Raw genomic sequence first — 12,895 nt, 5'->3', positions numbered from 1 at the left:
AGAGGCCTGCCCGATGAAACTACGTGGCCTTTATGCCATTACCGACAGCCAACTGTTGGCCGGCAAGTTCCTGGCCTACGTCGAAGCGGCGTTGGACGGTGGCGTGACCCTGCTGCAATACCGCGATAAAAGCAGCGACGAAGCGCGCCGCCTGCGGGAAGCCGAAAAACTGCGGGAGCTGTGCTCGCGCTACAAGACGCAACTGATCATCAACGATGACGCCGAACTGGCCGCGCGCCTCGGCGTCGGCGTGCACCTGGGCCAGACCGACGGCCCGCTGACCCCGGCCCGCGCGCTGCTGGGTTCCAAAGCGATCATCGGTTCCACCTGCCACAGCCAGATCGAACTGGCCGAGCAGGCCGCCAAAGAGGGTGCCAGTTACGTCGCCTTCGGCCGCTTCTTCAACTCCAACACCAAGCCGGGCGCCCCGGCTGCCACCGTTGAACTGCTGGCCCAGGCCCGCGCGCGGTTGCACCTGCCGATCTGCGTGATCGGCGGCATTACCCTGGAAAACGCCGAACCATTGGTGGCCCACGGTGCCGACCTGCTGGCGGTGGTCCACGGCCTGTTTGGTGCCGACAGCACCCAGGAAGTCACGCGTCGCGCCCGCGCCTTCAACGATCTTCTAAAATCTTGAATTCAGAGAACACGATCATGTCCCGTTCCGAAACCCTGTTTGCCAATGCCCAGAAACACATCCCCGGCGGTGTGAACTCCCCCGTGCGAGCGTTCAAGAGCGTTGGCGGCACGCCGTTGTTCTTCAAACATGCCGAAGGCGCCTACGTCACCGACGAAGATGACAAGCGCTACGTCGACTACGTGGGTTCGTGGGGCCCGATGATCCTCGGCCACAGCCATCCGGACGTACTGGACGCGGTGCGCCAGCAGCTGCAACACGGCTTGTCCTATGGCGCACCCACCGCCATGGAAACCGAGATGGCCGATCTGGTGTGCTCCATCGTGCCGTCGATGGAGATGGTGCGGATGGTCAGCTCCGGCACCGAAGCCACCATGAGTGCGATTCGCCTGGCCCGTGGTTTCACCGGCCGCGACAGCATCATCAAGTTCGAAGGCTGCTACCACGGCCACTCCGACAGCCTGCTGGTCAAGGCCGGCTCCGGCGCGTTGACCCAGGGCGTACCGAGCTCCGCCGGTGTGCCGGCAGCATTTGCCAAACACACCCTGACCCTGCCGTTCAACGACATCGCTGCGGTCGAGCAGATGCTCAGCGAAGTCGGCCAGGAAGTGGCGTGCATCATCGTCGAGCCAGTGGCCGGCAACATGAACTGCGTACCGCCGGCCCCGGGGTTCCTGGAAGGCCTGCGCGAACAGTGCGACAAACACGGCGTCGTGCTGATTTTTGATGAAGTGATGACCGGTTTCCGCGTGGCCCTCGGCGGCGCCCAGGCTTACTACGGCGTTACGCCGGACCTGAGCACTTTCGGCAAGATCATCGGTGGCGGCATGCCGGTGGGCTGCTTCGGCGGCAAGCGCGAAATCATGCAACACATCGCGCCGCTGGGCCCGGTGTACCAGGCAGGCACCCTGTCGGGTAACCCGCTGGCCATGGCCGCCGGCCTGACCACCTTGCGCCTGATCAGCCGCCCGGGCTTCCACGCCGAACTGACCGACTACACCACTCGTCTGCTGGACGGCCTGCAACAGCGCGCCGATGCGGCCGGCATTCCGTTCGTGACCACCCAGGCGGGCGGCATGTTCGGCCTGTACTTCAGCGGCGCCGACGACATCGTCACCTTCGACGATGTGATGGGCAGCGATGCCGACCTATTCAAGCGCTTCTTCCACCTGATGCTGGACGGCGGCGTGTACCTCGCCCCGAGCGCCTTTGAAGCCGGCTTCACCTCGATCGCCCATGGTGATGCCGAGCTGAAACTGACCCTTGATGCCGCCGAGCGCGCCTTCGCCGCCTTGAAATAAGCGGCTCAAAAATCCGACGTCGCCCCTGGCGGCGTCAGATTTGCTACTTTGCTTACAGGCATTTCCGTCTTTTTTCGAGAATTCACCTGCAATCCGGCAGATAACTTGCCCACGCAGCAGAAAAACGAGTAAAGACTTTGTAAGCAGGTGCCTGCTTATTTCATAATGCGCGCTTATTGGATCCCCCCGTGGGTCCCGCGCCCCGTCAGAGGTAAGTCGATTCCCATGAAACGCACCGGCCGCACCCTGGTTCTGGGCTGCCTGTTGCTCCTTCAGCCGCTGCTGGCGTTTGCCCAGGCAGGCGGCAACTCGTTGTTAATCCCAGCGATGGGTCGTTGCACCCTCAATACCCAGCCAGAAAGCCAGGCCGAAGCCCTGAGCGCGTGCCAGAAACAGGCCGATGGCGGGGATGCGCAGGCGCAATACGAGTTGGGCGAGTACTTCTACGACAGTAAAAATCCCGCACGCGACCTCAACAAGGCTTTGAGCTACTTCGAGAAAGCCTCGTTGCAGGGCCACGCCCAGGCGCAATTCCAGCTGGGCACCATGTTTTTCCATGGCGAAGGCGTACCGGCCAATAACGTTCAGGCGTATATCGTGTTGAAAATGGCGGCGGTCAACGGCGCCGAAGATGCGCTGGACACGGCCGACGAAGTGGCCGAGCACATGCAGCGGGACGAACTGGAAGTGGCGACCCAGGTGTTGGGTCAGATTTTCCGTAACTACCTGCAGGAACTGCAGAGCGCAGATGGCAGCTCGCCATTTTCGCCACTTCCCTGAGTTTTGTAGCGCCTTTACTGCCGCCTTCGCGAGCAAGCCCGCTCCCACCTTAGACTGTATTCCAAAGGTGGAACTCGGTCGAAAGTGGGAGCGGGCTTGCTCGCGAAGGGGTCGACGCGGTCTTAAGCCTTACTTCTCAGGCATCGGCATCGGAAACGGCATGACATTGCTCATGCCACGGGCCTCACTGATTTTCGGCGTGCCCAGGCGCTCGACTTCATCGATGCGCACGATCGAATGCATCGGCACAAAACTGCGCACCACGCCCTCGAACTGAGCCTTGAGTTTTTCCTCGCCCGGGTCGACGACCAACTGTGTGCGCTCGCCAAAGACGAACTCTTCCACTTCCAGGAAGCCCCACAGATCACTTTGATAGATCTGCTTGGCGTACATTTCGAACACCTGGCCCTGGTTAAGGAAAATCACCTTGTAGATTGGAGCTTCACGTTTGGTCATGGTGGGCGGGTAACACATCGGGGGATATAAAAGAGGGCGCGAACTATAGCATGGCGTCCGATGCACAGTGCTAGGAACCTATCGGCATGCCCCCTATAATGCGCGGTTCTTTACCACCAGTTGACGATCCCCATGGCCAAGAAGCTTTACATCGAAACCCACGGTTGCCAGATGAACGAGTACGACAGCTCGCGCATGGTCGATCTGCTGGGTGAACATCAGGCCCTGGAAGTCACCGCCCGCGCTGAAGATGCCGACGTGATCCTGCTCAATACCTGCTCGATCCGCGAGCGGGCCCAGGACAGGGTGTACTCGCAGCTGGGCCGCTGGCGTGAACTGAAACTGGCCAACCCGGACATGGTGATCGCCGTCGGCGGTTGCGTGGCCAGCCAGGAAGGCGCCGCCATTCGCGACCGTGCACCGTACGTCGACGTGGTGTTCGGCCCGCAAACCCTGCACCGCCTGCCGGAAATGATCGACGCCGCACGCATCACCAAGCTGCCGCAAGTCGACGTCTCGTTCCCGGAAATCGAAAAATTCGACCATTTGCCCGAGCCGCGCATCGATGGCCCGAGCGCCTATGTGTCGGTAATGGAAGGCTGCAGCAAGTACTGCACTTTCTGCGTGGTGCCCTACACCCGCGGTGAAGAAGTCAGCCGGCCGTTCGACGACGTGCTGGCAGAAATCATTCACCTGGCCGAAAACGGCGTGCGTGAAGTGACCCTGCTGGGGCAGAACGTCAACGGCTATCGCGGCCAGACCCATGACGGGCGCCTGGCGGACCTCGCGGAGCTGATCCGCGTGGTGGCGGCCGTCGACGGGATCGAGCGGATTCGCTACACCACCTCGCACCCGCTGGAGTTCTCCGACAGCCTGATCCAGGCCCACGCCGAAGTGCCGGAGCTGGTCAAACACCTGCACTTGCCGGTGCAATCAGGCTCGGACCGCATCCTCTCGGCGATGAAACGCAACCACACCGCCCTGGAATACAAATCCAAGCTGCGCAAATTGCGTGCGGCGGTGCCGGGGATCTGCATCAGCTCGGACTTTATCGTCGGCTTCCCGGGTGAAACCGAGAAAGACTTCCAGCAGACCATGAAGCTGATTGAAGACGTCGGGTTCGACTTCTCCTACTCGTTCGTCTACAGCCAGCGCCCGGGCACCCCGGCGGCGGATCTGGCGGACGAGACCCCGGAAGCGTTGAAGAAAGAGCGCTTGAACGCCCTGCAACATCGCCTCAACCAACAAGGCTTCGAGATCAGCCGACAGATGGTGGGCTCGACCCAGCGCATCCTGGTGACCGACTACTCGAAAAAAGACCCTGGCGAATTGCAGGGCCGGACCGAGAACAACCGGATCGTCAACTTCCGCTGCGATAATCCGACACTGATCGGGCAGTTCGCCGACGTGCACATCGACGCGGCACAACCGCACTCGCTGCGCGGCTCGCTGATCCAATAAACCAAGTTTCTGTAGGAGCGAGCTTGCTCGCGAAAAACCTGAGGGCACCGCGTATATTCAAGCTGCAAGCGGTATCGTTGACGTTTTTCGCGAGCAAGCTCGCTCCTACAGAATCGCCGTCAGCCAAGATGCTCCGTTTAAGTGCTTTCGCACCCGGCCTGCTGGCGTTATCCTTGATTTCATCTTAATTGCCCCAGGGCGGCTAAAAACGACCTTGAACGCACCCATAGAACCACATCGTTTTCTCCTCGAGCCCTTTGAGGCTCGCCGTTTCGCCAATCTGTGCGGACAGTTCGACGAGCACCTGCGCCTGATCGAACAACGCCTGAGCATCGAGATCCGCAACCGCGGCAATCAATTCGAGCTTATTGGTGAACCCGAACACACCACCTCGGCAGAAAACCTCCTGCGCCGCCTCTACCGGGAAACCAAAGGTAGCGAGCTGTCGCCGGAAACGGTGCACCTGTACCTGCAGGAATCTGCGGTGCAAGACCTGGCGAATAACCCGGTAGCCGAAGCCAGCGTCGCGTTGCGCACCAAGAAAGGCATGATTCGCCCTCGCGGCTTGAATCAGCAGCGCTACGTCAAAGAGATCCTGGGTAACGACATCAACTTCGGCATCGGCCCGGCCGGTACCGGCAAGACCTACCTGGCCGTGGCCTGTGCAGTCGACGCCCTCGAGCGTGAGCAGGTGCGACGCATCCTGCTGGTGCGCCCGGCGGTGGAAGCCGGCGAGAAACTGGGCTTTTTGCCCGGCGACCTGGCCCAGAAGATCGACCCGTACCTGCGCCCGCTCTACGACGCACTCTACGAGATGCTCGGCTTCGAATACGTGGCCAAGCTGATCGAGCGCCAAGTGATCGAGATCGCCCCGCTGGCCTACATGCGCGGCCGCACGCTGAACAACAGCTTCATCATCCTCGACGAAAGCCAGAACACCACCGTCGAGCAGATGAAGATGTTCCTGACCCGGATCGGCTTCGGCTCAACGGCCGTGATCACCGGCGACGTCACCCAGGTCGACCTGCCGAAAGGCACCAAGTCGGGCCTGGCCCAGGTGATCGACGTGCTCAAGGACGTGCCGGGGATCAGCTTCACGCACTTCATGCCCAAAGACGTGGTCCGTCACCCGCTGGTGCAGCGCATTGTCGAAGCCTACGAGCGCTTCGAACACCGCGATGACCAACCGGCCAAGGACACTCGCCGCGATGCTTGAGCTTGACCTGCAGCTGGCCACCGAAGCGCCTGCCCCCAGCGAAGAACAGTTTCGCCAATGGTGCACACTGGCCCTGCGCCAGCGTACCGCCGACTCGGAACTGACCATTCGCCTGGTGGACGAGCCCGAAGGCCGTGAACTGAATCACACCTGGCGACAAAAAGACTACGCGACCAACGTGCTGTCGTTTCCCGCTGACGTACCCGATGAGTTACTGGACATCCCATTACTGGGCGACCTGGTGATCTGCGTCGAAGTGGTCGAGCGTGAAGCGGCGGAACAAGGAAAGGAACTTGAGGCCCATTGGGCTCATCTAGTCATCCACGGCTGCTTGCATCTCTTGGGTTACGACCATATAGACGATGACGAAGCCGAAGAAATGGAAGCACTGGAACGAACGTTGCTTGCAGAACTGGGTCATCGCGACCCGTATGCAGATGACGAAATTGAAACTACACCTAACTGAAACAACAAAGGATTTAGAGTAATCGCTATGAGCGAAGACCGATCGAGCAACGGGCAAAAGTCATGGCTGGGGAAACTCACCCAGGCCTTTGCCCACGAGCCGAAAAACCGCCAGGAGCTGCTGGAGCTGCTGCGCGAGGCACATCAGAACAAGTTGCTGGACAGCGAAGCGCTGGCCATCGTCGAAGGCGCCATCCAGGTCGCTGACTTGCAGGTGCGGGACATCATGGTCCCGCGCTCGCAGATGGTCAGCATCAAGGCGACCCAGACCCCTCGGGAATTCCTCCCGGCCGTCATCGACTCGGCGCACTCGCGCTACCCGGTGATCGGCGAAAGCCATGACGACGTCATGGGTGTCCTTCTGGCCAAGGACCTGCTGCCGCTGATCCTCAAGGAGAACGGCGACAGCTTCAACATCAAGGACCTGCTGCGTCCTGCCACTTTCGTCCCCGAATCCAAGCGCCTGAATGTGCTGCTGCGCGAATTTCGTGCGAACCACAATCACATGGCCATCGTGATTGACGAATACGGCGGTGTGGCCGGCCTGGTGACGATCGAAGACGTGCTGGAACAGATCGTCGGTGACATCGAAGACGAACACGATGTGGAAGAAGACAGCTACATCAAGCCGCTGCCCAGCGGTGACTTCCTGGTCAAGGCCCTGACGCCGATCGAGAACTTCAACGAGTTCTTCGACAGCGAATTCTCCGACGATGAATTCGACACGGTTGGCGGCCTGGTGATGAGTGCGTTCGGGCATCTGCCCAAGCGTAACGAGACAACGGAAATCGGCGCCTATCGCTTCCGCATCCTGAATGCCGACAGCCGCAGGATCCATCTGATTCGCCTGACACCTATTGCCCGCTAAGGACTGACATGCGCCGTATGATTGCACCCGGCTGGCCCGGTAACTTGCTGGCCGTGGTGGCCGGCGCCATCACTACCCTGGCGCTGGCGCCGTTCGACCTTTGGCCTTTTGCGCTGGTGGCCGTCGGGTTCTTTTATGCGGGATTGCGTGAACTGACACCACGCCAGGCCCTGGGCCGTGGCTGGTGTTTCGGTTTCGGTCTGTTTGGCGCCGGTACCAGCTGGATCTACTACAGCATCCACCATTTTGGCGGCGCTTCAGTGCTGCTGGCTGGCATGCTGATGCTGGCGTTTACGGCGGCAATTGCCTGGTTCTTTGCCCTGCCCGCCTGGCTGTGGGCGCGCTGGCTGCGTCGCAATGAAGCGCCATTGGCCGATGCCCTGGCCTTCGCCGCACTCTGGGTTGGCCAGGAAGCGTTTCGCGGCTGGTTCCTCACCGGCTTCCCATGGCTTTATTCCGGTTACAGCCAGCTCGACGGCCCTCTCACCGGCCTCGCGCCGCTGGGTGGCATGTGGCTGATTTCCTTTGCCCTGGCGCTGACCGCCGCACTGATCTGCAACCTGCCGCGTCTGCTGGCGGCTAAGCGCAACCTGTTCATCGGTGCGGGCTTGCTGCTGTTGGTGGCGCCATGGGCCATCGGCCTGGCACTCAAACATCACGCATGGACAAGCCCTTCTGGCGCACCGCTGACCGTGGCGGCCGTCCAGGGCAACGTCGAACAAAGCATGAAGTGGGACCCCGAGCAGTTGAATGCGCAGCTCGCGCTGTACCGCGACATGAGCTTCAGCTCCAAGCCTGTCGACCTGCTGGTATGGCCGGAAACCGCCGTGCCGGTGCTCAAGGAATCTGTCGAGGGTTACTTGGGCATGATGGGCAAGTTCGCCGCGGACCGGCACACCGCGCTGATCACCGGCGTACCGATCCGCCAGGAAGTGCACCACCAAAAGCGCTTCTTCAATGGCATCACGGTGGTGGGCGAAGGCGACGGTACCTACCTGAAGCAGAAGCTGGTGCCGTTTGGCGAGTACGTGCCGCTGCAGGACATGTTGCGCGGCCTGATCGCGTTCTTTGACCTGCCAATGTCGGACTTCGCCCGCGGGCCATCCGACCAGGCTTTGCTGCAAGCCAAGGGCTATCAGATTGCGCCGTTCATTTGCTATGAAGTGGTGTACCCGGAGTTCGCCGCCAGCTTGTCAGCCCGTAGCGACTTGTTGCTGACCATCAGCAACGACACCTGGTTCGGCCGCTCCATCGGCCCGCTGCAGCATTTGCAGATGGCCCAGATGCGCGCCCTGGAAGCGGGTCGCTGGATGATTCGCGCCACCAACAATGGCGTCACCGGCCTGATCAACCCGTACGGGCAGATCACCGTGCAGATCCCGCAGTTTGAGCGCGGGATTCTCTACGGCGAGGTGGTGCCGATGCACAACCTCACGCCGTATCTGGAATGGCGCTCGTGGCCGTTGATCATCCTGTGCCTCGGCCTGTTTGGCTGGGCGCTGTTGGCGGGCCGGATGTCGAAAACGGTTTAATAGAAATACTCGGACAATGTGGGAGCGGGCTTGCTCGCGAATGCGGTCTGTCGGGTAATGCACCTGTGACTGACACACTGCATTCGCGAGCAAGCCCGCTCCCACATTTGCCCTGCGGTATTACCTGTAAAACATCCGGTAGCCCACCTGCCCCACCGCTTCATTCAGCAACTGCCCGCTCTGCCAAACCGACTTGAACTCCGGCATCCAGCCACCCAGAGGCCGGGCATTGTCTAAACCGAGAAAACCCACCGGCGCCGGAACCACCGTAAACCCGGCCTTTTCGAAGCTCCAGCGCGAGCGCGGCATGTGCCAGGCCTGGGTTACGACGACCACACGCTTGATCCCCTGCGGCAATAAAATCTCGGCGCTCATCTGCGCGTTTTCCCAGGTGGTACGGCTGCGCTCTTCCTTCCAGCGCACGCTCACATCGAAGTCATCCTGCATCGACACCGCCATTAACTCCGCCTCGCTCGGCGGCGTGCCGTAGTGCAAGCCGCCGCTGGTCAGCACCGGCAAACCCGAAGCCTTGGCCAATCTCGCCGCGTAACGCTGGCGCTCAAGCCCGATCCCCGTCGGCTGATCGGAGCCCCAGGCCGGATCCCCACGCTCACGCCCGGAACCCAACACCACAATGGCATCAGCCCGCTGCGCCAGGGTTGCCCATTCGTCCCGGGCCAAAGGCGGCTCGGTCTCCAGGGCCTTTGCCCCCCACTGCACAGCCACCGGCAGGCTCATCAACCACATCCCGCCGAACCCCAGGGCAAAGCACACGGCTGCCAGTCGTGGCCGGCTGCGACGAAACCACCAGGCAAGCGCCAGCAACAGCAACAGAACGCCGGGCGGCAACAGCAATTGTTTAATGAAGTAACGAATAGGCATCGGGCATCTCCAAAGATGCCCGAAGCCTAAGGTGTAACGAGGTTAAGCGACAATCTTTACAAGAACAGATTTTGAGAAGGCTACAGATAACGCGTTACTTCACTTGAAACGCACGGACCGGAGTTTTTCCGGGCTGCGACCGGCCGAGAAATCCTTGAGCCATACCACCTTGGCCGAGCGCGAAAACTCCTCGGCTGGCGGGGAGGCCATGCCATGGGGCGCGCGATGCTCATTTAGCTCCAGATACACCTTGATTACGTCCAGCTCTGCCTGGCTCAAGCCACGCAGTTCCAACTCCAGAGGCCGCTCATCACACAATCGGCCAGCGGTTTTTGCTGCATCCAGTGCTCGACCCAAACGGTCGATCAGTCCTTCGTACACCTGCGGTTTCGTTAAAGTTCGCTGCGAATCAACCATCCCTCACCTCATTGAAGATAAGACTCACTCCCCACTAAACAGCGTAGTCCTGCTGGCCCTGCCTGCCTGACGCCGCGACCAACGGCCTCGGCGGCGCAATCAGGGTTTCCCTCGATAGAGTGGGGTCATGTATGCTACGGCGCTTCCTGTAACTCCACTTCCCGCAGGGTTTGGGCACGGACGCGCCGCTTTTTGGTGTCGATCAACCTGAACGTTGCACCGAAGAGGATTAGGCCACCCCTATTCAGTTCAAAAGTAGCCATGCACGAACAATATCAGCCCCGTGAAATAGAAAATGCCGCCCAGTCGTTCTGGGATGAGCAAAAGTCCTTTGAAGTCAGTGAACAGCCAGGCAAGGAGACTTTCTATTGCCTATCGATGTTCCCTTACCCCAGCGGCAAGCTACACATGGGGCATGTGCGCAACTACACCATCGGCGACGTCATTTCCCGCTACCAGCGCATGCTGGGCAAGAACGTCCTGCAACCCATGGGTTGGGACGCCTTCGGCATGCCGGCGGAAAACGCCGCGATGAAGAACAACGTAGCGCCCGCCAAGTGGACCTACGAAAACATCGCCTACATGAAGACCCAGCTGCGCAGCCTGGGCCTGGCGGTGGACTGGTCCCGCGAGGTGACCACCTGCAAGCCTGATTACTACCGCTGGGAACAATGGCTGTTCACTCGCCTGTTCGAAAAAGGCGTGATCTACAAGAAGAGCGGCACCGTGAACTGGGACCCGGTGGACCAGACCGTACTGGCCAACGAACAAGTGATCGACGGCCGCGGCTGGCGCTCCGGCGCACTGATCGAAAAGCGCGAAATCCCGATGTACTACTTCAAGATCACCGCCTACGCGGATGAGCTCTTGTCGAGCCTCGACGATTTGCCTGGCTGGCCCGAGCAGGTCAAGACCATGCAGCGCAACTGGATCGGCAAGTCCAAGGGCATGGAAGTGCAGTTCCCCTACAACGTCGACTCCATCGGCGCAGAAGGCGTACTGAAAGTCTTCACTACCCGTCCGGACACCCTGCTGGGCGCGACCTACGTCGCCGTGGCCGCTGAACACCCGCTGGCCACCCAGGCTGCACAGAACAACCCTGAGCTGCAGGCGTTCATCGCCGAATGCAAAGGCGGCAGCGTCGCCGAAGCCGACGTCGCCACCCAAGAGAAAAAAGGCCTGCCGACCTCGTTGTTCGTCGAGCACCCGCTGACCGGCGAGAAGCTGCCGGTGTGGGTCGCCAACTACGTGCTGATGCACTACGGCGATGGCGCGGTAATGGCTGTGCCGGCCCACGACGAGCGCGATTTCGAATTCGCCACCAAGTACAGCCTGCCCATCAAGTCCGTGGTGCGCACCAGTTCCGGCGACACCAACCCGGCCCCGTGGCAAGACGCCTACGGCGAGCACGGCACCCTGATCAATTCCGGTGAGTTCGACGGCCTGGATTTCGAAGGCGCGTTCGACGCTATCGAAGTCGCGCTGATCAAGAAAAACCTCGGTGCCTCGCGCACCCAGTTCCGCCTGCGTGACTGGGGCATCAGCCGCCAGCGCTACTGGGGCTGCCCGATCCCGATCATCCACTGCGAAACCTGCGGTGATGTGCCGGTGCCGGAAGACCAACTGCCCGTCGTACTCCCGGAAGATGTAGTACCGGACGGCGCTGGTTCGCCCTTGGCGCGCATGCCTGAATTCTACGAGTGCACCTGCCCGAACTGCGGCGCACCGGCCAAACGTGAAACCGACACCATGGACACCTTCGTGGAGTCCTCGTGGTACTACGCCCGCTACGCCTCGCCGCACTATGAAGGCGGCCTGGTGGAAAAATCCGCGGCCGACCACTGGTTGCCGGTGGACCAGTACATCGGCGGTATCGAACACGCCATCCTTCACCTGCTGTACGCGCGCTTCTTCCACAAGCTGATGCGTGACGAAGGCCTGGTGAGCTCCGACGAGCCGTTCAAGAACCTGCTGACCCAAGGCATGGTGATTGCTGAAACTTACTACCGTCGCGAAGCCAATGGCGCCTACACCTGGTTCAACCCGGCGGACGTCGAGTTGGTGCGTGACAGCAAGGCCAAGGTGATCAGTGCCAAGTTGATCTCCGACGGCCTGCCGGTGGAAATCGGCGGCACCGAGAAGATGGCCAAGTCGAAGAACAACGGCGTCGACCCACAGTCGATGATCGACCAGTTCGGCGCAGACACCTGCCGCCTGTTCATGATGTTCGCCTCGCCGCCCGACATGAGCGCGGAATGGTCCGACTCCGGCGTAGAGGGTTCGCACCGTTTCCTCAAACGCGTATGGCGCCTGGCGCACGCTCATGTCAGCCAGGGCTTGCCGGGCAAACTGGACGTGGCAGCCTTGAGCGATGAGCAAAAAGCCATTCGCCGCAGCACCCACCTGGCCATCAAGCACGCCAGCCAGGACGTGGGCCAGCACCATAAATTCAACACTGCCATCGCCCAAGTGATGACGCTGATGAACGTGCTGGAAAAAGCCCCGCAGGCCACCGAACAAGACCGCGCGCTGGTACAGGAAGGCCTGGAAACGGTCACCCTGCTGCTGGCTCCGATCACGCCACACATCAGCCACGACCTGTGGAGCCGCTTGGGCCACAGCGGTGCAGTCATCGATGCCGCCTGGCCAGTACAGGATGACAGCGCCCTGGTACAGGACACGCTGCAACTGGTGATTCAGGTCAACGGCAAGCTGCGTGGCCAGATCGACATGCCTGCCAGCGCCACTCGTGAAGAAGTCGAAGCCGCCGCCCGTGCCAATGAGAACGTGCTGCGCTTCACCGAAGGCCTGACGATCCGCAAAGTGATCGTGGTGCCCGGCAAACTGGTCAATATCGTCGCTAGCTAATCGGATCGGGCG

At 60.9% G+C, this 12,895-nt stretch carries 12 protein-coding genes; 9 read left to right on the top strand and 3 right to left on the bottom strand.

The genetic code is table 11. From position 1 onward, the window contains the following. The first annotated feature begins 13 nt into the window (after window positions 1-13). From thiE to HBJ59_RS25905, 3 genes are all read left to right on the top strand, one after another. On the top strand, window positions 14-637 hold the full coding sequence (gene thiE / locus HBJ59_RS25915; RefSeq protein WP_076014073.1) for a thiamine phosphate synthase: 624 nt from the start codon (window positions 14-16) through the stop codon (window positions 635-637). Window positions 638-654: 17 nt separating this feature from the next. Then, window positions 655-1,938, top strand: coding sequence for a glutamate-1-semialdehyde 2,1-aminomutase (gene hemL, locus HBJ59_RS25910; RefSeq protein ID WP_076014074.1), 1,284 nt, complete (start codon window positions 655-657; stop codon window positions 1,936-1,938). 225 nt (window positions 1,939-2,163) lie between these two features. Continuing rightward, a complete protein-coding gene (locus tag HBJ59_RS25905) occupies window positions 2,164-2,718 on the top strand; it encodes a tetratricopeptide repeat protein (RefSeq protein ID WP_017476238.1) in 555 nt (184 codons plus the stop codon). Window positions 2,719-2,847: 129 nt separating this feature from the next. Here the strand turns inward: HBJ59_RS25905 and HBJ59_RS25900 are convergent, their stop codons facing one another. Then, complete coding sequence (locus tag HBJ59_RS25900) at window positions 2,848-3,174, bottom strand: DUF1820 family protein (RefSeq protein ID WP_003215457.1); 327 nt, start codon at window positions 3,172-3,174, stop codon at window positions 2,848-2,850. A gap of 132 nt (window positions 3,175-3,306) precedes the next feature. Here HBJ59_RS25900 and miaB point away from each other — a divergent pair, with 132 nt between their 5' ends. The 5 genes from miaB (at window position 3,307) to lnt (ending at window position 8,716) form a co-directional block, all read left to right on the top strand. After that, window positions 3,307-4,635 carry a tRNA (N6-isopentenyl adenosine(37)-C2)-methylthiotransferase MiaB gene (gene miaB, locus HBJ59_RS25895; RefSeq protein ID WP_076014076.1) on the top strand — a complete coding sequence of 443 codons (1,329 nt, stop codon included), beginning with the start codon at window positions 3,307-3,309 and terminating at the stop codon, window positions 4,633-4,635. Window positions 4,636-4,849: 214 nt separating this feature from the next. Then, entirely contained in the window at window positions 4,850-5,851 is a 1,002-nt protein-coding gene (locus tag HBJ59_RS25890; RefSeq protein ID WP_076014077.1) for a PhoH family protein, read from the top strand. Continuing rightward, window positions 5,844-6,317: an rRNA maturation RNase YbeY gene (gene ybeY, locus HBJ59_RS25885; protein ID WP_076014078.1), complete on the top strand. Its 474-nt coding sequence runs from the start codon at window positions 5,844-5,846 to the stop codon at window positions 6,315-6,317. Before HBJ59_RS25890 ends, ybeY begins: the two co-directional genes overlap by 8 nt. Window positions 6,318-6,344: 27 nt before the next feature. Further along, entirely contained in the window at window positions 6,345-7,184 is an 840-nt protein-coding gene (locus HBJ59_RS25880; RefSeq protein ID WP_003215451.1) for an HlyC/CorC family transporter, read from the top strand. Between the two features lie 8 nt (window positions 7,185-7,192). Further along, window positions 7,193-8,716 carry an apolipoprotein N-acyltransferase gene (gene lnt / locus HBJ59_RS25875; RefSeq protein ID WP_076014079.1) on the top strand — a complete coding sequence of 508 codons (1,524 nt, stop codon included), beginning with the start codon at window positions 7,193-7,195 and terminating at the stop codon, window positions 8,714-8,716. A gap of 120 nt (window positions 8,717-8,836) precedes the next feature. On the opposite strand, the gene HBJ59_RS25870 is transcribed toward lnt, so the two are convergent. Next, window positions 8,837-9,598, bottom strand: coding sequence for a YdcF family protein (locus HBJ59_RS25870; protein WP_167665204.1), 762 nt, complete (start codon window positions 9,596-9,598; stop codon window positions 8,837-8,839). A 99-nt stretch (window positions 9,599-9,697) separates the two neighbouring features. Continuing rightward, on the bottom strand, window positions 9,698-10,015 hold the full coding sequence (locus HBJ59_RS25865) for a hypothetical protein (RefSeq protein WP_167665203.1): 318 nt from the start codon (window positions 10,013-10,015) through the stop codon (window positions 9,698-9,700). A 261-nt stretch (window positions 10,016-10,276) separates the two neighbouring features. On the opposite strand from HBJ59_RS25865, the gene leuS reads away from it, so the two are divergent. Then, entirely contained in the window at window positions 10,277-12,883 is a 2,607-nt protein-coding gene (leuS, locus tag HBJ59_RS25860) for a leucine--tRNA ligase (protein ID WP_167665202.1), read from the top strand. Window positions 12,884-12,895 lie beyond the last annotated feature (12 nt).

The organism is Pseudomonas sp. AN3A02 (assembly GCF_011765255.1).
Classification (GTDB): Bacteria; Pseudomonadota; Gammaproteobacteria; order Pseudomonadales; family Pseudomonadaceae; genus Aquipseudomonas.
The sequence above is the reverse complement of the archived record's forward strand: the minus strand, read 5'-3'. Positions and strand labels throughout refer to the sequence as shown.